This is a genomic window from Nocardia albiluteola (assembly GCF_018860155.1).
Lineage (GTDB): Bacteria > Actinomycetota > Actinomycetes > Mycobacteriales > Mycobacteriaceae > Nocardia > Nocardia albiluteola.
Genome location: NZ_JAHKNI010000008.1, coordinates 139,676 through 159,519, shown reverse-complemented (window position 1 = coordinate 159,519; position 19,844 = coordinate 139,676). Strand labels below are relative to the sequence as shown.

23 protein-coding genes are annotated in these 19,844 nt (G+C 68.0%); 9 read left to right on the top strand and 14 right to left on the bottom strand.

Annotated features, from left to right (window positions below; all coding sequences use genetic code 11):
- The first annotated feature begins 121 nt into the window (after window positions 1-121).
- Complete coding sequence (locus KO481_RS24105; protein ID WP_215919921.1) at window positions 122-1,024, top strand: LysR family transcriptional regulator; 903 nt, start codon at window positions 122-124, stop codon at window positions 1,022-1,024.
- A gap of 157 nt (window positions 1,025-1,181) precedes the next feature.
- Window positions 1,182-1,316, top strand: coding sequence for a hypothetical protein (locus tag KO481_RS44010; protein ID WP_281066175.1), 135 nt, complete (start codon window positions 1,182-1,184; stop codon window positions 1,314-1,316).
- A 186-nt stretch (window positions 1,317-1,502) separates the two neighbouring features.
- Here the strand turns inward: KO481_RS44010 and KO481_RS24100 are convergent, their stop codons facing one another.
- The gene (locus KO481_RS24100; RefSeq protein ID WP_215919919.1) at window positions 1,503-2,408 is read right to left on the bottom strand and encodes a helix-turn-helix domain-containing protein; all 906 of its coding nucleotides are present in this window, start codon (window positions 2,406-2,408) and stop codon (window positions 1,503-1,505) included.
- Window positions 2,409-2,546: 138 nt separating this feature from the next.
- On the opposite strand from KO481_RS24100, the gene KO481_RS24095 reads away from it, so the two are divergent.
- The 3 genes from KO481_RS24095 (at window position 2,547) to KO481_RS24085 (ending at window position 5,510) form a co-directional block, all read left to right on the top strand.
- A complete protein-coding gene (locus KO481_RS24095) occupies window positions 2,547-3,452 on the top strand; it encodes an MBL fold metallo-hydrolase (RefSeq protein WP_215919917.1) in 906 nt (301 codons plus the stop codon).
- Window positions 3,453-3,478: 26 nt separating this feature from the next.
- Window positions 3,479-4,918 (top strand): carboxylesterase/lipase family protein, encoded by a 1,440-nt coding sequence (locus tag KO481_RS24090; protein ID WP_215919915.1) that lies wholly within the window; start codon window positions 3,479-3,481, stop codon window positions 4,916-4,918.
- 73 nt (window positions 4,919-4,991) lie between these two features.
- On the top strand, window positions 4,992-5,510 hold the full coding sequence (locus KO481_RS24085; RefSeq protein ID WP_215919913.1) for an MFS transporter: 519 nt from the start codon (window positions 4,992-4,994) through the stop codon (window positions 5,508-5,510).
- Here the strand turns inward: KO481_RS24085 and KO481_RS24080 are convergent.
- On the bottom strand, window positions 5,501-5,917 hold the full coding sequence (locus KO481_RS24080) for a MerR family transcriptional regulator (protein WP_215919911.1): 417 nt from the start codon (window positions 5,915-5,917) through the stop codon (window positions 5,501-5,503). The two genes, KO481_RS24085 and KO481_RS24080, sit on opposite strands and share 10 nt — an antisense overlap.
- Before the next feature lie 47 nt (window positions 5,918-5,964).
- Between KO481_RS24080 and KO481_RS24075 the strand changes: the two genes are divergently transcribed.
- Window positions 5,965-6,921, top strand: coding sequence for an MBL fold metallo-hydrolase (locus tag KO481_RS24075; RefSeq protein WP_215919909.1), 957 nt, complete (start codon window positions 5,965-5,967; stop codon window positions 6,919-6,921).
- Window positions 6,922-6,963: 42 nt separating this feature from the next.
- Here the strand turns inward: KO481_RS24075 and KO481_RS24070 are convergent, their stop codons facing one another.
- The gene (locus KO481_RS24070; RefSeq protein ID WP_245401420.1) at window positions 6,964-7,401 is read right to left on the bottom strand and encodes a hypothetical protein; all 438 of its coding nucleotides are present in this window, start codon (window positions 7,399-7,401) and stop codon (window positions 6,964-6,966) included.
- Window positions 7,402-7,896: 495 nt separating this feature from the next.
- Here KO481_RS24070 and KO481_RS24065 point away from each other — a divergent pair, with 495 nt between their 5' ends.
- Window positions 7,897-8,265 carry a nuclear transport factor 2 family protein gene (locus KO481_RS24065; protein ID WP_215919907.1) on the top strand — a complete coding sequence of 123 codons (369 nt, stop codon included), beginning with the start codon at window positions 7,897-7,899 and terminating at the stop codon, window positions 8,263-8,265.
- A 183-nt stretch (window positions 8,266-8,448) separates the two neighbouring features.
- Window positions 8,449-9,279, top strand: coding sequence for an alpha/beta fold hydrolase (locus tag KO481_RS24060; protein WP_215919905.1), 831 nt, complete (start codon window positions 8,449-8,451; stop codon window positions 9,277-9,279).
- 89 nt (window positions 9,280-9,368) lie between these two features.
- Here KO481_RS24060 and KO481_RS24055 read toward each other — a convergent pair whose 3' ends face one another.
- The 3 genes from KO481_RS24055 to KO481_RS24045 form a co-directional block, all read right to left on the bottom strand.
- The gene (locus tag KO481_RS24055) at window positions 9,369-10,145 is read right to left on the bottom strand and encodes an isoprenyl transferase (RefSeq protein ID WP_215919903.1); all 777 of its coding nucleotides are present in this window, start codon (window positions 10,143-10,145) and stop codon (window positions 9,369-9,371) included.
- Between the two features lie 152 nt (window positions 10,146-10,297).
- Entirely contained in the window at window positions 10,298-10,891 is a 594-nt protein-coding gene (locus tag KO481_RS24050; RefSeq protein WP_215919901.1) for a TetR/AcrR family transcriptional regulator, read from the bottom strand.
- Entirely contained in the window at window positions 10,888-11,346 is a 459-nt protein-coding gene (locus KO481_RS24045; protein WP_245401419.1) for a DUF6640 family protein, read from the bottom strand. The genes KO481_RS24050 and KO481_RS24045 overlap by 4 nt, the downstream gene beginning before the upstream one ends.
- Before the next feature lie 362 nt (window positions 11,347-11,708).
- Here KO481_RS24045 and KO481_RS24040 point away from each other — a divergent pair, with 362 nt between their 5' ends.
- Window positions 11,709-12,005, top strand: coding sequence for a hypothetical protein (locus KO481_RS24040; RefSeq protein ID WP_245401418.1), 297 nt, complete (start codon window positions 11,709-11,711; stop codon window positions 12,003-12,005).
- Between the two features lie 568 nt (window positions 12,006-12,573).
- Here KO481_RS24040 and KO481_RS24035 read toward each other — a convergent pair.
- The 8 genes from KO481_RS24035 to KO481_RS24000 form a co-directional block, all read right to left on the bottom strand.
- Window positions 12,574-13,047, bottom strand: a complete 474-nt coding sequence (locus KO481_RS24035) for a MerR family transcriptional regulator (protein ID WP_215919899.1) — start codon at window positions 13,045-13,047, stop codon at window positions 12,574-12,576.
- 19 nt (window positions 13,048-13,066) lie between these two features.
- Window positions 13,067-13,939, bottom strand: a complete 873-nt coding sequence (locus KO481_RS24030; protein ID WP_215919897.1) for an SDR family NAD(P)-dependent oxidoreductase — start codon at window positions 13,937-13,939, stop codon at window positions 13,067-13,069.
- Between the two features lie 245 nt (window positions 13,940-14,184).
- Window positions 14,185-15,222 carry a sigma-70 family RNA polymerase sigma factor gene (locus KO481_RS24025; protein WP_245401417.1) on the bottom strand — a complete coding sequence of 346 codons (1,038 nt, stop codon included), beginning with the start codon at window positions 15,220-15,222 and terminating at the stop codon, window positions 14,185-14,187.
- 92 nt (window positions 15,223-15,314) lie between these two features.
- Window positions 15,315-16,370, bottom strand: coding sequence for a hypothetical protein (locus tag KO481_RS24020; protein WP_215919893.1), 1,056 nt, complete (start codon window positions 16,368-16,370; stop codon window positions 15,315-15,317).
- Window positions 16,371-16,380: 10 nt separating this feature from the next.
- Window positions 16,381-16,605: a hypothetical protein gene (locus KO481_RS24015; RefSeq protein ID WP_215919892.1), complete on the bottom strand. Its 225-nt coding sequence runs from the start codon at window positions 16,603-16,605 to the stop codon at window positions 16,381-16,383.
- Window positions 16,606-16,728: 123 nt separating this feature from the next.
- Window positions 16,729-18,156 (bottom strand): rifampin monooxygenase, encoded by a 1,428-nt coding sequence (rox, locus tag KO481_RS24010; RefSeq protein WP_215919891.1) that lies wholly within the window; start codon window positions 18,154-18,156, stop codon window positions 16,729-16,731.
- A 474-nt stretch (window positions 18,157-18,630) separates the two neighbouring features.
- Complete coding sequence (locus tag KO481_RS24005; protein WP_215919890.1) at window positions 18,631-19,407, bottom strand: MerR family transcriptional regulator; 777 nt, start codon at window positions 19,405-19,407, stop codon at window positions 18,631-18,633.
- A gap of 4 nt (window positions 19,408-19,411) precedes the next feature.
- Window positions 19,412-19,597, bottom strand: a complete 186-nt coding sequence (locus KO481_RS24000; RefSeq protein ID WP_215919889.1) for a hypothetical protein — start codon at window positions 19,595-19,597, stop codon at window positions 19,412-19,414.
- Window positions 19,598-19,844 lie beyond the last annotated feature (247 nt).

The following is a 19,844-nucleotide window of genomic DNA, read 5'->3' as shown; positions in this document are numbered from 1 at the left end:
TGCATCTACCGCGGTCAGTTGAATCGTCATATGTGCAGGTTAGGGCTTGATGTGTGGAGGAGGGAAAGACCGGAACGCGATAGACTCAGAACGGATCGTTATCAATTGGCAGGGAGGGCATGTGGCGCCGGATACGGTGAGCCTGCGGTACTTTCTGGTGCTGGCGCAGGAGTTGAACTTCACCCGCGCCGCCGCACGGATCGGTATCGCGCAGCCCGCACTCAGTGCCCGGATGCGCCGATTGGAGGCGGAACTCGGTACGAGCCTGCTGGTTCGCAACACGCGTAGCGTCGTATTGACCACGGCGGGTGCGGCTTTGGCGGAGTCCGCGCCGCCCGCGCTGGCGGCGCTGGACCGGGCATGGGACACCGCCCGGAATGCGGGGGCCGGTGAACTGGGCACGCTGCGCATCGGATACAGCCTCAGCACGGGGGCCGAGACGGCGCCGGCCCTGGTGGACAGGCTCATTCGCAGCAGCCCGGGACTCGAGGTCGGCGCGGTCCCGATGGCGACACCGGAGATCTCCCCCGCGGTCGCCGACGGCCGCATCGACGCGGGGATCACCCGCGGTGAACAGCCGGGTCGTGGCGTGCGCCGGTTCCTGCTGCGGCGTCAGCGCGTCGGGGTCCAATTGGCACAGCACCATCCGCTGGCCGAACACCCGGAGATCGAGATCGCCGATGCGGCCGCGTATCCGCTGCGACTCCCCGACCGTACGGCCAACCCCGTGATCCACGATCAGCTGGCCGCACTGTTCCGCGACACCCGACCGAACCCTCGATTCCACACGCCCGCAGTCTCTTTCGACATGTCTCAGCGCGACCTACGCGACGGGCTCACCCTCGCCCCGGCCGGTGAAGCCGCGGTCACGACAGCCCCGGCCGGTATCACGTGGCGACCGCTGCAGGGCGCACCCACCTTGACGATCCACCTGGTCCTCCCGCGCGAGCAGTCACCACTACACCGCCGCATCCGTACCGTCGCCAAAACCCTGGCACACGAGCTGCACTGGCTGCCGGACTGACGCGCAGCAGGTCACGCGAGACGGACGTCGGCGGTGGCGAGGCCGACCCGCACCGCCAGGGCCTGCGCCGACGGCGTGGGCGGCGCCGCCCGAGACTGCTCGAGCGACGGCCGCCCGGCGTCATCGATGGTGAAGTCGGCCAGGTCCGGCCCCCTACATGCATTCCGTCCTGGCCGCGGGCGCGCACCCCCACCTGTCCCGCCGCATCCTGCACGCGCCCGACATCTCCCCCGAGGACCGCTTCGCCTTCGGCCTCAATGCCCTTCGGGACGGCATCGCCGGAACCGGATGAGCCGCAACACCGGTTTTCGTGCGGCACGCGAAAACCCCTGCCGCGCGGCCGATACGCCCACGTCGGCTCCGGAATCCGAAGCTGTCGGGAGGTGGTGAGTAGGCCGGTGCGGACAGCGGAATACTCGAGCTGCCTCTAGCCGCAAGTAGCTTCTCGCTCAGGGTGATTCGTCTACTGTGGCCGGTGCTACGGATGGCTGTCGTGTTCGAGGTGGCGGTCGACGGCCATCGTTTCCGACCCACCCTGACACCACTGCCGGAGCAGTGTGAGGGCTTCCTCGGCGGGAGACCTGGCGGGAGTTGTGCACACGATGAGTACTTGGTCCGGTGCACGGGCGATCGACAGGGTCTGCTGTGTCACTGTCACTGTGCCGACGACGGGATGATGCAGTTGGTAGGACGCTGCATCGCAGGGCATTACGCGGTGGTCGCCCCAAAGCGCCACGAACTCTGGGCTTTTCATCGTCAGCTCGCCGATCAGTTCCGCGAGCAGCAGGTCCTCCGGCTGCTTGCCGACGGCGATGCGCAGGTTGCCGACCACCGCGCGGGCCTTGCGCTTCCAGTCCGCGTACAGCTCGCGGCAGTGCGGGTCCAGAAACAGCATCCGGCTCATATTCGGCCGCAGCGCCGGGTCGTCCGGGCTGCGGAAGTCCAGATGCCCGGCGAGCAAGGCATGCCCGAGCGAATTCCATGCCAGCACGTCGGTGCGCCGGCCGAGCACCATCGCCGGGACGCCGTCGACGACGCGCAGCAGGTCACGTGTGTCGTCGGCGAGTTTCTCGGGCCGTGGACGGCGTCCCCGGGGCGTGCGGCGGGCGGCGTGGGCGAGCCGGTCGAGGTGTTGGCGCTCGTGGTCGTCGAGCAGCAGAGCGCGGGCGATCGCGTCGAGTACCTCGGCCGAGGCCCCGCGGGAAAGTCCTTGTTCCAACCGCGTGTAGTACGAGACGCTGACCCCCGCCAGCTGGGCCAGCTCCTCGCGACGCAGCCCGGCGACCCGCCTGCGAGGTCCGGTTTCGCGCAAGCCGACGTCCTCCGGTCGCAGCCGCGCCCGTCGGGCTTGGAGGAAATCGCCGAGTGGTCCGGGTCCATCCATTTCTCCAGTATCCGCAGCGCGGCCCGACCGCAGCCACACCCCGCCAGGGATAGGACAACGCGGGAGTGGCTCGTGCGAATCCTCGTGCACAGACTCGATCACATCGGGCCACGTGCCCCCAATCCGAGGACGGATCACATGGAGCAGATCACCCTGGGCGACGTCACCGTCACCCGCATCAAAGAGTTCTACGGCTCGGTCGAGATGACTCCGGGCCAGTTCTTCCCGGACAGCCCTGACGGCTCGTGGGACGAGCACCGCGACGAGCTGGTTCCGGACTTCTGGAACCAGGAGGCCGACGAGTGTCACTCGGCCATCCAGTCCTGGCTGCTGCGCAGCGAGGGCCGCACAATCCTCATCGACACCGGCGTGGGCAACCACAAGGATCGGCCCTACGCGCCGGTGTGGAGCCGCATGAACACGAACTATCTCGACAATCTCGCGGCCGCCGGCATGCGGCCCGAAGAGGTCGACATCGTGGTCAACACACACCTGCACATCGACCATGTCGGCTGGAACACCCGGCTCGACGGCCGAACCTGGGTGCCGACCTTCCCAAACGCCACATACCTGATGACACGACGGGACTTCGAGTTCTGGAACCCGGTCAACGGATACGAAACCGTGTTCGGCCGCGGCAACCAGAACGTTTTCGAGGACAGCGTCACGCCGGTCCACCAGGCGGGGCTGGCCCACCTGTGGGATGGGTCGTATCGGATCGACAAGAACCTGCGGCTCGACCTGGCTCCAGGGCACACCCCGGGCTCGTCCGTGCTCACCCTGGAGTCCGGCGGCGATCGAGCACTGTTCGTCGGGGATCTGGTGCACACCCCGCTGCAGATCGTGGAGCCGGAGACCAACTCCTGCTTCTGCGAGGACCCGGCCGAGTCCCGGGCTACCCGGCACAAGCTGCTCGGCTGGGCTGCAGAGAACAACGCGCTCGTCTTTCCCGCACACTTCGGCGGCCAAGGCGCCGCGCAGGTCGAGCGCACCGGGTCGAAGTTCGCGATCAAGGAGTGGGCGGGCTTCTCCCGCATCTCCTGATGTCCCCCAGAAAGAAAGCGTTTCCCATGCCTCAGCATGCAGCCCCGGTCGTCGAAACTCCAGCCGGTGCCGTGCGCGGCGTCCGCGACGGGGCCGGTGAACTCTACCGTGCGATCCCCTACGCAGCAGCCCCTATCGGTCCCGGCCGCTTCGCTCCACCCGCGCCGCACCCGGGCTGGTCCGGTGTCCGCGACGGCACGCAGCCCTCGCCGACCGCCCCCCAGCCGACCCGCGACTTCGGCCCGCTGGACATGACCCCCTACTTCGGGCCGGGCTGGGTACGAGGCGAGGAATACCTGACCGTCGACATTCGCACGCCTGCCGCCGACGGCGGCGAACGACCCGTGATGGTCTTCGTGCACGGCGGCGGTTTCGTCACCGGCTCGACCCGCGCCGCGCTCTACGACGGCAGCGCCTTCGCCCGTGACGGCGTCGTCCTCGTGACGGTGAACTACCGCCTCGGCATCCCCGGCTTCCTCGACCTGGCCGGCGCGCCACCCAACCGCGGGCTGCTCGACGTGCTCGCCGCACTCGACTGGGTGCGGGACACGGTTACAGCGTTCGGCGGTGACCCGGAAAATGTCACACTCTTCGGCCAGTCCGCAGGAGCCACGCTCACCGGCGCGCTGCTCGCAACACCGGAGGCCGATGGCCTGTTCCGGCGGGCGATCATCCAGAGCGGCAGCGGCACAGGTGCCTTCACCCCGGAGCAGGCGCAGCGGGTCACTGCCACGGCGGCCACCGCGCTGGGCGTCGAACCGACCGCCGAGGCGTTCGCCGGGGTTCCGGACGAGCGTTTCCTGGAGATCCTGCCCGCACTGGCCGGCCTCGACCTGCAAACCAGCACCGCCACGGACCCGCTGGTCGGGCTCAGCCCGTTCAGCGTGGTCCTGCCGGTCCAGCCCGCCGACGGTCTCGCCAACGGCCCCGCAGCCGACGTCGACCTGCTCATCGGCACCAACACCGAGGAGGGGCACCTCTACCTTGTACCGCAGGGCAAGCTGGAGTCCTCCACGGAGGCCGACGTGCTCGCCATCGCCGCACGGGTGCACGCGGACCCGATCACCGCCATCGCCGCGCACCGCGCAGCACGGCCCGACGCGACAACGGGCGAACTACGTTCCGCCATGCTCGGGGAGGCTCTGTTCGGGGCCGGAACGGCGCGCATGGCGCAGGTCCACGCGCGGATCTCGGGCGGCCGCACACATGTCTACTCGTTCGGGTACCGCTCGACGGCCCTGCACGGACGACTCGGTGCCACCCACACCGTCGAGCTGCCTTTCGTGTTCGACGTTGCCGACAAGCCGTGCCTGCACAGCGACACAGCCCTGCTCGGCCCAAATCCTGCCCCGGCCGGCCTCGCGGCTCAGATACACGCTGCCTGGGTTGCGTTCGCCAGAACCGGGGACCCGGGGTGGGCCACCTACGATCCGCAACGACCAGTGGTGGAGATCCTCGGATGCTGAGCCTGCTCAGCGGACAGGTGCGCAACCTGTTGCCGACGCCCGGGCGAACCGGTCACGCTGTCACTGCTCGGCTGTGGTTATAGAGGACGTGGCCGCCACGGCCGAGGAGGCGGAAACCACCGCTCCGGTGGGGACCGAGCCGGGGTCACCGCTCGGGACCGCCGGCTCGCTCGGCGAGGCGCACCCGATCGCAGACCGCGGATGGCAGCAACCAGCCACCGGCGTGCTGCTCACTGCCGGAATGGCCTCGTTCGTCGTGCTGTGGGTCGCAGGACACCACCTGGGTTGGCTCATCGCCGGAATCCTCATCCTGGACGTGGCCGTTCGTGGCACCCACCTGCTCAATGCCAGCGTCGTCTACAGACTGACAGAACACGCCCGATCACGCCTCGCCTCCACATGCATGACCGTCTACACACTCGGTGGCATCCTCGGAGTCGTTGTCGGCGCGGCCGGATACCGCGAATCCGGCTGGGCCGCAGTATCGGCAACCGGAGCAATAGCCATGACCATCGGACTCGGCATCTGGGCCTACCAGCTACGACGCGCACCCCGGCCCGTCCCGCGGGCCCGGTGCAGCTGTCACGGCTGAGCCGGGAATCGGCTCATGGGGTGCTCGGCCGCGACGAACTCCGCACACTGCGGGCATTCGGCGATGACGGGGTGCCGGCACGCGGCGAGATGATCCAGGAAACGGTCGGTGGCCTGCAGCAGGGCGATGCGCTCGCGTACCTCGGCGCGGCGCGCGGCCACCCGCGCCACGCGTTCGTCCCGGGTGCTGACGCCCAGTTCGCGGATCTGTTCGAGAGACAGGCCGGTCCGCTGCAACGTCCGGATTACGCGGGCCTGGTCGAGAGTCTGGCCGTCGTAGCTGCGGTGCCCCGAAGGGGTGCGCCCGGGTACCAGTACGCCCATCGATTCCCAATGCCGCAGTACATGTGCCTCGATGCCGAGCACAGCCGCCGCGTCCCCGATTTTCATCACCTCGTCCGTGGTCACGATTCGCCCCTTTACTTCATGTCGACCTTAAGTATTACCGTGTCGCCATGTCTGATCCAGTACGCTCTCCCAGCCTGCTCGAATGTTGCACCGCCGCAATCGGTTCGGTCTACGGCGCGGTGCGCCCGCGCCGAGCCGACGAGCGGTTCCTGCGGTCGATCACCGACGCCGGGCTACCTGATCCCGAGCGCAAGGTCACCGTCACCGCGTTGGCGCAGGTGCCGCGTTCGGTGCCGACGGCCGCCGTCGTGGAGGGGGTGTTCTCACCGCGCCGGATCGAGAATGCGCTGACCTCCTTCGTCATCCGGCATCCCGAGGCATGTTTCGTCGTCGATCCGAGCTACTGTCTCGATGCCGAACAGCGCGCCATCGCACAACTGCCCGCCGTGTTGCGCACGGCCGTGCGGCCGCCGTCGGACACCGTCGCGACGATCACCGCCCTGCGGGCCCAGCCGGATTTGCCCGCACTCGATTTCGCCCTGCCGACACACGCACACTGGGACCACGTGTGCGGCCTGCTCGATCTGCCGGATCTGCCGGTGCATCTGCACAGCGTCGAGTACCGGTGGATTACCTCCGAACCGGTGGCTCCCGTCGGCGGCGTGCGCGACTCCCTGCGCGAACGCACCGTGGTCCGCTACGACCTGGACGGCCCACCGGTGCTGACCTTCCCGCGCAGCCACGATCTGTTCGGCGACCGCAGCGTGTTGCTGGTGGATCTGGCCGGCCACACCCCCGGCAGCGTCGGGATCCTCGCGCATACCCCGCGTGGCTGGGTACTGCTGGCAGGCGATGCGGCATGGCACCATCTGCAGATCGACACGCTCCGCCAAAAGTCCAGCTACCCCGGTGGTTTGGCCGACGACGACCGCGACGAGACCTTCCGGACCCTGCACCGTCTGCACCGCGTGCGGCACACCGTCACGATCGTCCCCACCCACGATCACGACGCCGCGCAGCACTTCGCGACACCCGATACCCACCCTGCGACGCCTTTGGCGTAACTCGCCCCGGGACGAGCCGCCGCTCCGATGGGTTGTTGAAGATCAGGTTGGCGACTGGTGACCGACGCCGATGTGCCGGCCCCGCGATGAGCGGTCCACCACGCCCAGACAGGCGCTGCCCCAACGCCAGTAGCCTCGCTCGATCTCGGCTAGGTACTGGCTCAGGTTGAAGCGGACTTCCTCAACGACCCGGTCGTCGGCGCCGGGGTACATCAGATCGCTCCAGATGACAGTCTGGCCTCGGAGTTTGACCCGGACTTCGACTCCCGAGGAGCCGCTGGACGCTTCATCTTGCTCGGTTACCTGTACGGTCCGGCCTTGCTCAGTCGGATAGAGCGGTCCTCCCGGCCTGAGTAGCTGGCTCGGGTGGCCGCCGCCCGCGCCGCTGTTGCTGCGGGCGATGAAGTCGAGGCCATCAACAAAGAGGTACGTGTGCACGGCGTTGCAAATCGGTGGTCCGGGGCAGGCGCTGATCAGCAACGTGCTTACTGAGGGGCAACCCGAACGACCAGTCAGGGTGGCGCGTACCACGCGCGGGGACCTACGAGGCATACGACCTTCGTGACGTCATGGAGCGGATCTTAGATGCGCTCTGGCGATCCCGTCTGCGGCCGCTGCTGCAGATAGGCCTCCGTACTGGATCGGAACGGCCAGTAGCGGGAGCGGTCAGCCGGAGGTGAGCTGCCCCGGGATGCGTCCGGAGGCGCGGAGTTCCTGCAGGTCGGGGATGTGGTTGCAGAGGGGTTCCGGGGAATACAGACCAGTTGAATACGGGTCCTTACCAATCTCGACCCCCTGCCGGCATCGGCGTCGGGGTGCCGGCGCCCGGCGGGTGGGTCCGTTCCGGGTCGTGGCCGGGGCGCGGCGGCTGGTGCAGACGCCGGTAGGCGGTACCTAAGTGCGACAGATTCCGGGGGGTTCGGATCTCCATAACGTAGTGCTCACAACGCAGCAAGCACTACGAAGGAGAAGGCAATGAGCGACGTGAACGAGCTGGTCGAGGGCTACCTGGCGGCCTGGAACGCGACCGAGCCGCAGGCGCGCAAGGCACTGGTCGCCAGTGTGTTCGCCGAGGATGCCGGCTACACCGATCCGTTGGTCGCGGTCGCCGGGCATGCCGGTCTGGAGGCCACCATCGCGGCGGTGCAGGGGCAGTTCCCGGGGTTGGAGTTCAGCCTCGGCGGACCGGTCGACGCCCACCATGACATCGCGCGGTTCACCTGGCACCTCGGGCGTCCCGGTGGTGAGCCGCTGGTCATCGGATTCGATGTCGCGGTGATCGGCGCGGACGGCCGGATCACCCAGGTGCTCGGGTTCCTGGACAAGGTGCCCGCGGGCGCCTGAGCCAGTGACCCGGGCCCGCCGGTGGCCGCCGCGACGACGGTGGCGGCCACCGGACCGGCGATCACGGGCAGCACCGCTGCCCACTCGAAATCCGCTGCGGCGCTTCGTCGCTCATCATCACATCATTCAACAGACTCATCTCGAGATCACCGAGATCCACCGCTCCAGCAGGAAGGCCCTCCCATGCCATACCTCACCGTCGCCGCAGACGTGAACATCTTCTACAAGGACTGGGGTACGGGCACTCCAGTGGTCTTCCTGCACAGCTGGTCGCTGAGCTCAGCCATGTGGCAGTACGAAATGGTCCGCCTGGCCGAGGCGGGGCTGCGGACCGTCGCCTACGACCGCCGCGGCCACGGCCGCTCCGAACAGCCTTGGGGCGGATACGATTTCGACACTCTCGCCGACGATCTGCAGTCCGTACTGCAGCAACTGGACCTGCGCGAGGTCACCCTGGTCGGGCACTCGACCGGCACCGCCGAAATCGTGCGCTATCTGGCACGTCACGGCTCCGAGCGGGTCGCTCGCATCGCACTGGTCTCCTCAGCGCTGCCGTACATGACGAAGACCGAGGACAACCCGCTCGGCATGGAGCCCGAAAGCTTCGATGCCCTGCGCACCATGTGGCGAAATGATGTCCCAGGCTGGATCCGCGCCGTCTCCGAACCCTTTTTCGGTGTCGGACTGCCCGAGAACACCATCTCCCAGGCGCTGATCGATTGGACAGTGGCTGACGCCAATTCGGTGGCCACCAATGCCATGCTGGGCCTGAGCCACAGCGTCACCGAGACCGACCACCGCGACGATCTGCGCGCCATCGACGTGCCCGCACTGGTCGTGCACGGCGCCGACGATCCCTTCAACCCGCTGAACCTGTGCGGGCAACTGACCGCTGAGCTCATCCCGGGCAGCGAGCTGAAGGTATACGAGAACGCCTCCCACGGACTACACCTGACCCATATGGATCAGCTCAGCACTGACCTGCTCGAGTTCATCAAGACTGGGTGCCTGTAAGAATCGCGCCACACGAGGCAATACCCGCGTCCGGTAGTAACACCGCCGAAAGTCGGGCGGATATGGCCCAACCGCTAGCTGTTCCGGCCTCAGGCGCCGTATCTGCGGTGGCGGTCGGCGTAGCTGCGTAGTGCGCGCAGGAAATCGATCTCGCGGAAGGCGGGCCAATATGCCTCGCAGAAATGCAGTTCCGAGTAAGCGGTTTGCCACAGCAGGAAGTTGGACAGGCGCTGTTCGCCGCTGGTACGGATGACCAGGTCCGGATCGGGTTGATCAGCGGTGTAGAGATGTGCGGCAAGGTCGTCGACGGTCAGGTTGTCGGCGATCTCGCCGATCGTCTTGCCGTGGCTGACACCTTCGTAGAGCAGATCGCGGAACGCGTCGATGATTTCCTGACGGCCGCCGTAACCGATCGCGAGCGTGACGTGTGCGCCGGTGGCGCAGGCGCGGGTGGTCTCGACCGCCTGTTTCAGCGCTGCGGCGGTGGTGTCCGGCAGTAGGTCGAGCGATCCGGCAATATGCAGTCGCCACCGGGAATCGGGACGTCCGAGCCGGTCGGTGACCAGGTCCTCGACCACACGCATGAGGAATTCGATCTCATCGCTGCGCCGGTTCTGCAGATTCTCCGTGGAACATAGGAAGACGGTGACGTGGCGGATGTCGAGGCTTTCGCACCAGCGCAGCACGTTCTCCGCATGCTCGGCGCCGTATCGATGCCCCATCCGGGTATCGGGCAGCCCTTGTTTGCGGGCCCAGCGGCGGTTGCCGTCCATGATCAGCCCGATGTGGCGCGGCAACGATGCGCCATCGAGCCGGCGGCGCAGTCGACGGGTGTAGAGCGCATAGACGGGATCGGCGAGTCGCATCTCGAGCTTTCTATTCGGTTGCGGGAAACGGGATTTCGTGTGCGTCAGGGCTGCGGGTCAGCCGTCTGCGAGGGAGGGGAGCTCGCAGTTCGGCCCTTCCCAGCAGGCTAGTACACATTGCGTAGTTCGCGCCACGTAGTACGCAGCACATACTACGGGATCACGTCGGTGGGCCGCAGCCCGTCCAGGGCGAGTTCGATGAAACGCCGCCAATCGCCGAATCCGCCGCGGGCGACCGCGGCCACGGCCCCGACGATCATGTAGAGGTCCGCAACCGTGGCATCGGCGCGGAGGGTGGCATCGGCGTGCCCTCGGGCCAGCAGTTCGGCACCGAGCGTGGCGAACTCGGCTCGGATCTCACCGCGGGGCTCGGTGTCGCCGAGGACCGATTCGATGGCGCCGGACAGTGCGCGCCCGCGCTCGTGCACCTGGGCGATATGCGTAAACAGGTCCGTCAGCGCTTGGCGCACATCGGGATTCGGCATGCTGGAGCGGCGTGCGTACGCCATGATCTCCGCGAATCGCCGGTGCGCCACGGCTGCGATCAGCGCGCGGCGAGTCGGGAAATGCCGGTATATCGTGCCGACCCCGACCCCCGCGGCGCGCGCCACGTCGGCCATTTGGACCTCGTCGCCGCGCGCGGCGAACAGGGCGGCCGCGGTGTCGAGCACCTGATCGCGATTGCGCACCGCATCGCGCCGCTTGCGGGTGGGCGCGGCCTCGCCGATCGGGACGGGCTCACTCATCCCGCGATCCGGTGCGGCCGGGTCCGCTCCAGGCCCACCGCACCCGACAGCCCGAGAAGCATGACCAGCGCGATGAACAGCTGGAGGTCCATCCCCAGGACCTTGTGTCCGGTGCACTCGAATTCGGGATCCTTCGCCGCCGTCCCGGGAAACAGCAGCGCACCCCACATCCCCAGCCAGGTCACCGACCCCAGCGCCGCCGCCAGATAGAACTGTGCCCGCGGATCTCCCTTGCGCCGCAACAGAATCCGCAATCCGATCGCCCCCGTCAGCATTCCCATCCCGATGTACTGCGCATCGTGGAACTTCGCATGCGGCGGCCATCCCGGATTGCGCAGATGCTGCCTGGCGACATCCGGAATCACCAGATCCGCCAGCAGCGGCCCGACCATGGTGTTCACCAGCACCGCACCGACGAGCGACCGCGGCACCGCCCGGACCCGTAGGGAACCCATCGAAACTCCTTTCACATTCGGAACCGGAATCCGATTCCGTATTCTGAAGATAGATCCCCCACCCGCCGCCGTCAAGGCTCGAATGCTCACGACCCCACCGAAAGGCACTGCCCTCGAACCCATTCCGGCAAAGAGGCGCCGGTGGTACGCGCGAACGCAGGTCGGGGTTCCGGTAGTAATCGCGCGAAAACAACGACATTGGCTTGACCAGCAGTTCAGTCGACGTACCGCCCGACTCCGCGTTGTCTCGAATCCATGGTTACAAGACACGGGGCCGGACGTACCTTCGCTGCGGAATCCTCCACTCCGGAGGCGTTTTCGCGATGTCGGTGCATGCGCCTACCAGTTTTCCACTGGCGACGTTGGATTGGTTCGTCAAGAACAAGATGGGCTTCAATATCCTGCAGTCCCAGCAGCCGCAGACACTGGCACACGCGCTGATGGATTCGCCGACCGGTCTGGTCGGCTGGAACAGCCAGCTGCTCGGCGCGGATCTGGACGACGAGTTCGTCCTGACCAATATCGCGATCCATTGGCTCACCGGCACAGCGGGTTCCGCGATCCGGCACTACTTCGAGAAGGCCAGGGCGGAGCTGCACCACGTCGCACCCGCGCTGATGTCCGGTGAGATCACCGAGTTCTTCGCGCAATACCGCTGATCCCTTCAATGCCAACCCTTTCGAGCACCACGGTCCCCGGGGGCAGGTTTACGGATCTAAGACGGTTTCGATGACGATGCCGGCCCGCTACTTCCGCCGCGGAAGTAGCGCGCCTGGTTTCGATCGAGGCGATCAACAAGTCACAACTCGATAGAGAAGCACCGCCTGGTCGGTCACCGCCCGCTAAGAGAAGATCCTGCTGGACGGCTGCACCGGACACATCAACTGCGCCAACCGCATCCGCTGGGCCTTCCACTGGCGCGAAAAGGTCCTCGCCTCCCCGGCCGGGCACGCCACCCGAACTCCGGTCCGCGCGACGGGATTTCGGACACGTCAAGTGTCCAGGAAACTGGACAGAAACACGCGCGCTTCGCACCGGTTGGTGCTGTCCGGGTTCCGGGACGAGGCCGCCGGTCTCGAACGGGACACCAGCATCCGATGGGCCCACCGAGACGGCAACAACCCATGAAACGTGATCGCAGCAGGTTGGCGCCGTCGGCGCTGGTTGTTTCACAGGCGAACACCTATGAAACACGCTCACATCGGCCCGTTGGACAGAGGGCGGGCGTCAGCCTTCCGGGTGTCCGTCGTAGACGCGGATTTTGTACTCGGTGGTCTCCAGCGCCAGGCCGAGCTCACGGATCTGCCGCGTGATTCGGTCTTTCTGGTCGAGCATGATGCGGCGGCGTTCCGGGATGGTGCTCGGGCCCTGCTCGACGAGCATGATGTAGCGCTTGAGGTCGGTCATGGTCATGCCGGACAGGCGCATCCGGGTGAGGAAGACGAGGCGGCGCAGGTCGAACGCGGAGTACTCGCGGTACCCGGAGGTGTTGCGAGCGGGCCGCACGAGTCCCTCTTGCTCGTAGTACCGGAGGGTGTGCGCCGACAGCCCGACGAGCCGGGCGGCCTCGGCGACACCCTTGGGCTTCGCCGAGTCCTCGATCGTGGCGTCGTCGAGCAGCTGGTGCAGCGCATCGATCGCCGACGTGGATGGCCCGTCGCCAGCCGCGAGGATGCGTTCGATCAGCGCTTCGGTGGCCATGGCTGACAGCGTACGGCGGTCAGAACGCGCGCACCGCGGGCCGCATGCCCGGGAAGTCTGCCGACTCGCTCACCGCCGCCCATTTCTCGACGTCGTCGAGCGCACTACGGTAGACGCGGGTGAGGTTGCGAACCGCCTCGGCACCGAGCGGGAGCCGCAGCGGCGCGCCGGGGGTGTCGAGCATGTCGCGGATCACCCGGGCGGCGCGTGCCGGGTCGCCCTCCTGGACGCCGTCGGCCTCGGCCATGTTCGCGCGCACCGCGCCGATGGTCTCGTCGTAGATCGAGTTCTGCTGCGCTGTGTTGAGCACGTCGGCGGCGTTGAACGCGGTGCGGAAGCGACTGGGCTCGACGATGAGGACGCGGATGCCGAACGGTGCGACCTCGCCCGCGAGCGCCTCCGACCAGCCTTCGAGCGCGAACTTGCCTGCCGAGTAGCTGCCGACGGCGGGGAACGACATCCGCCCGCCCTGGCTGCTCATCTGCACGATCGCGCCCGAGCGGCGCTCCCGCAGGTGAGGCAGCACGGCACGCACATAGGCGGCCGGGCCGAACAGGTGCTGCTCGAGCATGGCCCGCAGCGCGGCATCGGTGATCTCTTCGGCGGCACCGACCTGTCCGGCGCCGGCATTGTTGACGAGCACGTCGACGCGACCGAACACCTCCAGCGCCCGCTGCACGACCGCGGCCGTTCCCGCCGTGTCGCGCACATCGTGCTCGACGGCGAGGAATCGATCCCCGTACCGCGCCTCGAGCCCATCGAACCGGTCGGCCCGTCGCGCGGTCCCGATCACATGCTCGCCGGCCGCGAGTGCCGCCTCGGCGAGCGCCAGGCCGAGGCCCGAACTCGCGCCCGTGATGATCCATGTCTTCGTCTCGTTCGTCGTGGTCATGGCCCCGACGCTAAAGCTTCGAGTGCGCTTGAAAGCAAGCCGCGCTCAGGCTCGGGAGGCGACGAGCGGTCCGGCCCGCTTGATCCACTGCGTGACGATCGCGGTCTCGGCGCGGTGCACGCCGGGGAGCGCGCCGATGCGCTCGGCGAGGTACCGGTGCAGTGGCCGCCGTCGGCGAGCGCGCAGATCCAGGCTGCCCCGCACTCTTCGGGCGCGGGACGGCGGGTGGAATCAGAAGTCCGTCACTATGTTTCGGGGAGGGTTCGAGGCAGTCCGAAGCGCGTCATGATGCTGGTGTTGTGGAAGCCGGTGAGGGAGGTGATGGTATCGCCGGCGGTGGCGATGACCAGGAGGGAGTAGGCGTGGAAGACACCGGCGCAAGGGTCTGCCAGGTACACGCCGAAGGCGGGCTGGCCGTTGGCGCGGGTCGGTACCACGCGGTAGGTGCGGCCGGGCACGAAGACGACGGCGGCGAGAAGCCGCTGGGCTGATTCGATGCCGCGGTATTCCAGCATGGCCGGGGGCATGGAGAGTCGTACATCGGCGACGAGCAGTTCGATCAGGGCGTCCAGATCGGCGCGTTCCATGGCATCGGTGAACCGGGCGACGAGCCGGTGTTCGGCGGCGGTGTCGGGTTGGCGTGCGGGACCGCCGGTGCCGGTGCCGCTGGAGTCGGCGAGGTGGTTGTCGACGGTCGCGCGAGCGCGTTTGAGGGCGCTGTGCACCGATTCCTGAGTGGCATCGAGCATGCGGGCGACCTCGGCGGCGTGGTAGCCCAGGACGTCGCGCAGGACGAGCACGGCGCGCTGACGCGGGGGCAACAGTTGCAGGGCGGTGATGAAGGCCAGGGAAATGGCTTCGGTGGTCTCGTACCGGGCTTCCGGGCCGGGGCGCTGGTCGACGAGGTGGTCGAGCAGGACATCGGGATACGGCTCCAGCCAGGGCGGGGCCTCCCCGGCGCCGGTGGGCTCGGGCATCGCGGCCTCCCGCGGCGGGGGCGCGATGCGGGGGCGTCGGCTGTCGGCGCGCAACATGCTCAGGCACCGATTGGTCGCGATCTTGTAGAGCCAGGTCCGCAGCGAGGACCGCTCCCCGAACTCGCCGAGGTTACGCCAGGCGGACACGAGGGTCTCCTGGAGTGCGTCCTCGGCGTCCTGCAGCGACCCGAGGATGCGGTAGCAGTGCACCTGCAACTCGTGCGAGTGCATGTCGACCAGGTCGCGGAACGCATCGTGGTCGCCGGCCCGGGCCCGGGCGATCAGTTCCATCGTATCCAGCTCCATCGGCATGCATCCTCGCCTTTCTTTCTTCCGCGGGCCGCGTTCGGCTTGCTTACCGATACTGACGCCGACGGGCCCGCGAATTGGGCGGTGCGTCAGGCGCGCAGCCGGGCAACAAGGTCGGCCAAGCGGTCTCCGTGGGCGGAGCGCTCGGCGGCCGCCAACACCGCGGCGGTGTCCGCGGTGTCCCACGCCGGGAGTTCAGCGAAGACACGGAGGCGATCCGGGGGCATAGCGGCCACGACGCGGATCAGCGCGTCCCACAGGTCGTGCTGGTCGGCCGCCGCAATCAATCCGGTGAGGGCCTGTTCGGTCCAGGCGTCGGCGGCGGCGAAGGCGCTCAGATGGGTCTCGGTGAGCGCAGCAGCGACGGATAGCAGTTCGGGCCAGGCATTTTCGCGGTGAGCCGCGTCGATCATGGCGGTCAGGACCGCCGGGCCGAGCTCGGCGGCCGCGTCGGCGATGCGGGCGCGCGCCGGCGTGCTCAGGAATTGCAGGAAGGTGAGCGTTTCGGCGAACAGCCCGGCGTCGGCGGCCGCCTGGACCAGACTGCGAATCCGATCGTCGTCCACCCGCGTGAGCACGATGTCGAAATGCCCGGCGACATCGCTGATCTCGGAATTCAGGACGATCATGAGCAGGTCCGCGCCCGATTCGATGGACGGCAGCACCTCGAGGATCAGCTCGTCGGAGACCGCGGAGACGAAGCGGGCCAGCGTCACGTAGTCCTTGCGGCGCAGCATTTCCCGCATCGCGGGAAGCATCGCCTCGGTCCGCAGCCCCCGCACGATCGGCCCGACGGCCTCGGGATCCACGTACGGCGCGGCATCGGCGATGAATTCCGGTGGCACGGAACCGATCAGGTCGGCCGCGCGCGCGGGCGGCACCTCGGTGGCGACCATGCCCACGAACATCGGGCCGTAGTACCGCATGGCGATGCGCACCGCGAGCGTGCCGGGTACCAGCGCGCCGACCTTCGCGATCCGCCGGAACATGGGCCGATGCGGCGCGTCCAGGCGCTGGTGGACACTGCGCCGGAACGCCCGGATCGCCTCGGGCGCAGCGCCTTCGAGGAAATCCAGCCGTTCCGGCTCGGTTTGCAGCTCCCGCGCCAGCTTGATGACCTCGGCGCGCGATTCGAGACTCGTCACGACGACTCCCCTACGAGAAGAGCACTCGCCGGGCGACGGGGCGCACCAGCGCGGGCAGCATCGTCAGCCCGTTGTCGATGGCCCGATCCAGCTCGCGCGCCCGGGTGGCCCGGGCGCGCTCGAAGGATTCGCGCAGTACCGCGTACTGCGCGTCCTCGAGCTCGCCGAGCGCCTCGATCACCGCCGGCGCTACCCCCGTTGCCAGAGACAGTCGAGAAATCTGCGCACTCCCCATGCACGCAGGCTATCCGGATTCCGGTCCGCATGCAGGGGTAACCGGATACCGGGCCCGCCGGAAGGCGTCACGTCGCCACGTGCCGAATCCCTGCTCGCGCTCCCTGTGGCCGAGCGGGCGCGCTCACCGTGCCGGAGCGCCGAACCACCTCGGCAGCTGCGCGAGCAGCTCCTGCTGATCGTCTCCGACCCAGGCCACGTGGCCGTCCGGACGCAGGAGCACCGCGGGTGCATCGATCTCCGCGCTGACGTCGATGACGTGGTCGACCCGCTCCGACCAGCCCGCCACCGAGAGCACACCCGTCCGGTCGAGCAGCAGGCCGCGGCCGGTGCGCATCAGCTCGTAGAGGCGGCCCTGCTTCAAGGTCACGTCCCGCAGCCGCCGGCCCAGCAGGCCGTGCCCCTGCCCGAAGTCGTAGCGGATGCCGATCGCGACGACCTTCTCGATCAGGTACCGGTTCACCTCCTCGAAGTCCATCAGCTCCGACATCAGCCGCCGCACCGCCTGCGGCCCCGGCTCCGGCGACATCAGCTCGCCCTGCGCGCGAGTGTTGTCGAGCACGCTCGCGGCCACCGGGCGCCGTTCGGTCTCATAGCTCTCCAGCAGTCCCTCCGGCGCCCAGCCCGCGACCTCCGCGGCGAGTTTCCACCCCAGGTTGAATGCATCCTGGATGCCGAGGTTGAGGCCCTGCCCGCCGAGGGGCGGATGGATGTGCGCCGCATCCCCGGCCAGCAGCACCCGCCCGACACGGTAGCGCTCGGCCAGCCGCGTCGCATCGCCGAAGCGAGACAGCCAGCGCGGCGAATGCATGCCGAAATCGGTGCCGGTGATCGCGCGCATCTGCTGCTTCATCTCCTCCAGCGTGGGCGGGACCGTCGGGTCCTCGGACACCCCCGCCGCCGGCGCGACGACGCGGAACGCCCCGTCCTCGAGCGGACCGGCGCCGAATCCCTTGCGCGTCTTGTAGATTTCGCGCACCACGGCGAGCACGGCGTCGGCGGGCTCGGTCAGGTACACCTCGCCCAGCACCCACTCGTTCCGAGCGGGATCACCGGGGAAGCCGACCCCGAGCAGCTTGCGCACCGTACTGCGCCCGCCGTCGCAGCCCACCAGGTAGCGCGAGCGCAATTCACCGCCGCTCGCCAGCTCGACGGTGACCCCGTCATCGTTCTGGCGCAACCCCACGACCTCGGTGTCGTAGCGGATCTCGACGCCGATCTCGCGCGCATGCTCGATCAGCAGGCGTTCGGTGACGGTCTGCGGAACGCTCAGCACGAACGGGTAGGTGGTATCCAGTCCCACCTCCTGCTGTTTGACGATGCCCGCGAAAAAGCCGCCGACCGGATGCCGCGTGCCCACCGCGAAAAACCGGTCCAGCAGCCCACGCTGGTCCATGATCTCGAGGCTGCGCACGTGCAGGCCCATGCCCCGCACGATCCTGGTCGGCTCCGACTCCCGCTCCAGCACTACCGCCCGCACGCCCCGCATCTGCAACTCGCCGGCGAGCATCACGCCGCTGGGTCCCCCGCCCGCAATGATTACGTCGTACATGAACCACCCTTTCACCGGTTGCCATTCCGCCGGCCCCACACGATCCGTCACACACCCGCACTTTCCGCGCCACATGCTCGCATCGCGGGACCTCCGCGCCGCCGAGGCGCGCGAATGTCACATGATCAGCGATTTCCGCAGGTACTGGCTTCGGCCGGAGATTCTGCACGATCCCCCGGGCCTTGCCGCAAGCCCCCGGGCGCGATATATGTTGAAGGGGAAGGGAGTGCAGCTACCTCCCGGTCCCTCTGTGACGTCGCCATTCGAATCGTCGAACCGCCCGCCCGGCAGCGAGTCCGGGGGCACGATATCTGCACAGCATGGCCGCGCTGATGCCTGCTCACCCTGCGCGACGAGGCACTCCAGCCCGCCGTGGCGGGCCGGACCCGAGGTCTTCGGCACCTGCACTGGTACCTGTCGTCCGAAGTGCCTGTCATCCGAGTCAACCTGCGGGGCAATGACATTGGTGCTTGTCTATGGTGCGGGGATACGAACGCCCGCGGCGCGGAGCTTGGCTTCGACCAGTGCCAGCGCCCGGGCCGCGGCCGATCCGTGCTCTTCGCCGTGGTGCGCGATCAGCCGGTATCGCGTCGCGGGCTCGGTGCGGGCCTGCAGGCCTGTCACGATTTTCAGGTGTTCGGGGTTGGCGAGGTAGTGCTCGGCCATGGCGGTGGCGAGGTCGTCGATGCGGGGGTCGTCCGGCTCCCAGGCCGCGGCCTGAGCCGCGCGCTGAATCATGGCGACGTAGCCGGGATCGTCCAGCGCGTGGTCGAGGTGCTTCAGGTACTCCTCGAAGCCTTCTGGAACAAGGGCTTTGGCCAGCACCCAGCCCTCCCTGGTCGATGCCACCTCCTCGGCCGGAAAGCCGAGGCGGGACATCCGCTCCAGCAGCGCCGCCGCCCGATCGCCCAGCAGCGCGCGGTCACCGTCGGCGAGCCGGCGCAGCGTGTCGCGCCGCGCGACCAACTCCTCGATCCGCGCGGTGAGCTGTCGCTCGACGTCGTCCAGCGCGTCGGCGAACGCGGCTGTGTCGGCGTCGAGCATCGGCACGATCTCGGCCAGCGCCACGCCGGCGGCGGCCAGCGTCCGCACCTGTACCAGCCGCGACAGCTCGGCCGATCCGTACCGGCGGAAGCCGGAGCCGTCGCGTTCGGGCTCGGCGACCAGGCCGAGCTTGTGGTAGTGCCGCACCGTCTTGACGGTGACACCGACGAACGCCGCCGCCTGCCCGATCGTCACCGCGTTCCGCATCCGCTCAGCTTTCCTCATCGGTCCGGCCGCCACCGAACACCTGGGCCAGGAGTTTGCCCTGTACGTTCAGGAACGGCACGCCGGGGTCGGGATCGTGCTCGACATGATGGTGAGTGGACGCCTGCTCGCCGAGGGCTCGTATCCCGTTGACGGACAGCAAATCTTGGGTTGCGGGTGAGAGTCCCTGCATGCAACACTCGGTTCGTTGAACTGCAAGCAAACGGCGGCCGCGGGGCGGCCGGGCAAGCGACGATCGTGACCGAATTCAGCTGAGGCGCTAGTGGGTTTCATGGGGAGTTGTCCGCACCGGGGAGCAACGCCGCCGTCTGACGATCCGGCCGGAATGGTCCGCGAGAAGTGAGCCGAGTGTGCTGCCGCCGAGCATCACAGTGCGTATGCGTGGCATAGGGTGGCCCTGTTCGAGACTGTGCTACCCA

Bases quoted from the DNA above. Each gene is read 5' to 3' on its own strand.
- KO481_RS44010 (WP_281066175.1), top strand. From the start codon at position 1,182: ATGCATTCCGTCCTGGCCGCGGGCGCGCACCCCCACCTGTCCCGCCGC.
- KO481_RS24100 (WP_215919919.1), bottom strand. From the start codon at position 2,408: ATGGATGGACCCGGACCACTCGGCGATTTCCTCCAAGCCCGACGGGCG.
- KO481_RS24095 (WP_215919917.1), top strand. From the start codon at position 2,547: ATGGAGCAGATCACCCTGGGCGACGTCACCGTCACCCGCATCAAAGAG.
- KO481_RS24090 (WP_215919915.1), top strand. From the start codon at position 3,479: ATGCCTCAGCATGCAGCCCCGGTCGTCGAAACTCCAGCCGGTGCCGTG.
- KO481_RS24075 (WP_215919909.1), top strand. From the start codon at position 5,965: ATGTCTGATCCAGTACGCTCTCCCAGCCTGCTCGAATGTTGCACCGCC.
- KO481_RS24065 (WP_215919907.1), top strand. From the start codon at position 7,897: ATGAGCGACGTGAACGAGCTGGTCGAGGGCTACCTGGCGGCCTGGAAC.
- KO481_RS24060 (WP_215919905.1), top strand. From the start codon at position 8,449: ATGCCATACCTCACCGTCGCCGCAGACGTGAACATCTTCTACAAGGAC.
- KO481_RS24055 (WP_215919903.1), bottom strand. From the start codon at position 10,145: ATGCGACTCGCCGATCCCGTCTATGCGCTCTACACCCGTCGACTGCGC.
- KO481_RS24050 (WP_215919901.1), bottom strand. From the start codon at position 10,891: ATGAGTGAGCCCGTCCCGATCGGCGAGGCCGCGCCCACCCGCAAGCGG.
- KO481_RS24045 (WP_245401419.1), bottom strand. From the start codon at position 11,346: ATGGGTTCCCTACGGGTCCGGGCGGTGCCGCGGTCGCTCGTCGGTGCG.
- KO481_RS24035 (WP_215919899.1), bottom strand. From the start codon at position 13,047: ATGGCCACCGAAGCGCTGATCGAACGCATCCTCGCGGCTGGCGACGGG.
- KO481_RS24030 (WP_215919897.1), bottom strand. From the start codon at position 13,939: ATGACCACGACGAACGAGACGAAGACATGGATCATCACGGGCGCGAGT.
- KO481_RS24025 (WP_245401417.1), bottom strand. From the start codon at position 15,222: ATGGAGCTGGATACGATGGAACTGATCGCCCGGGCCCGGGCCGGCGAC.
- KO481_RS24015 (WP_215919892.1), bottom strand. From the start codon at position 16,605: ATGGGGAGTGCGCAGATTTCTCGACTGTCTCTGGCAACGGGGGTAGCG.
- rox (WP_215919891.1), bottom strand. From the start codon at position 18,156: ATGTACGACGTAATCATTGCGGGCGGGGGACCCAGCGGCGTGATGCTC.
- KO481_RS24005 (WP_215919890.1), bottom strand. From the start codon at position 19,407: ATGCGGAACGCGGTGACGATCGGGCAGGCGGCGGCGTTCGTCGGTGTC.
- KO481_RS24000 (WP_215919889.1), bottom strand. From the start codon at position 19,597: ATGCAGGGACTCTCACCCGCAACCCAAGATTTGCTGTCCGTCAACGGG.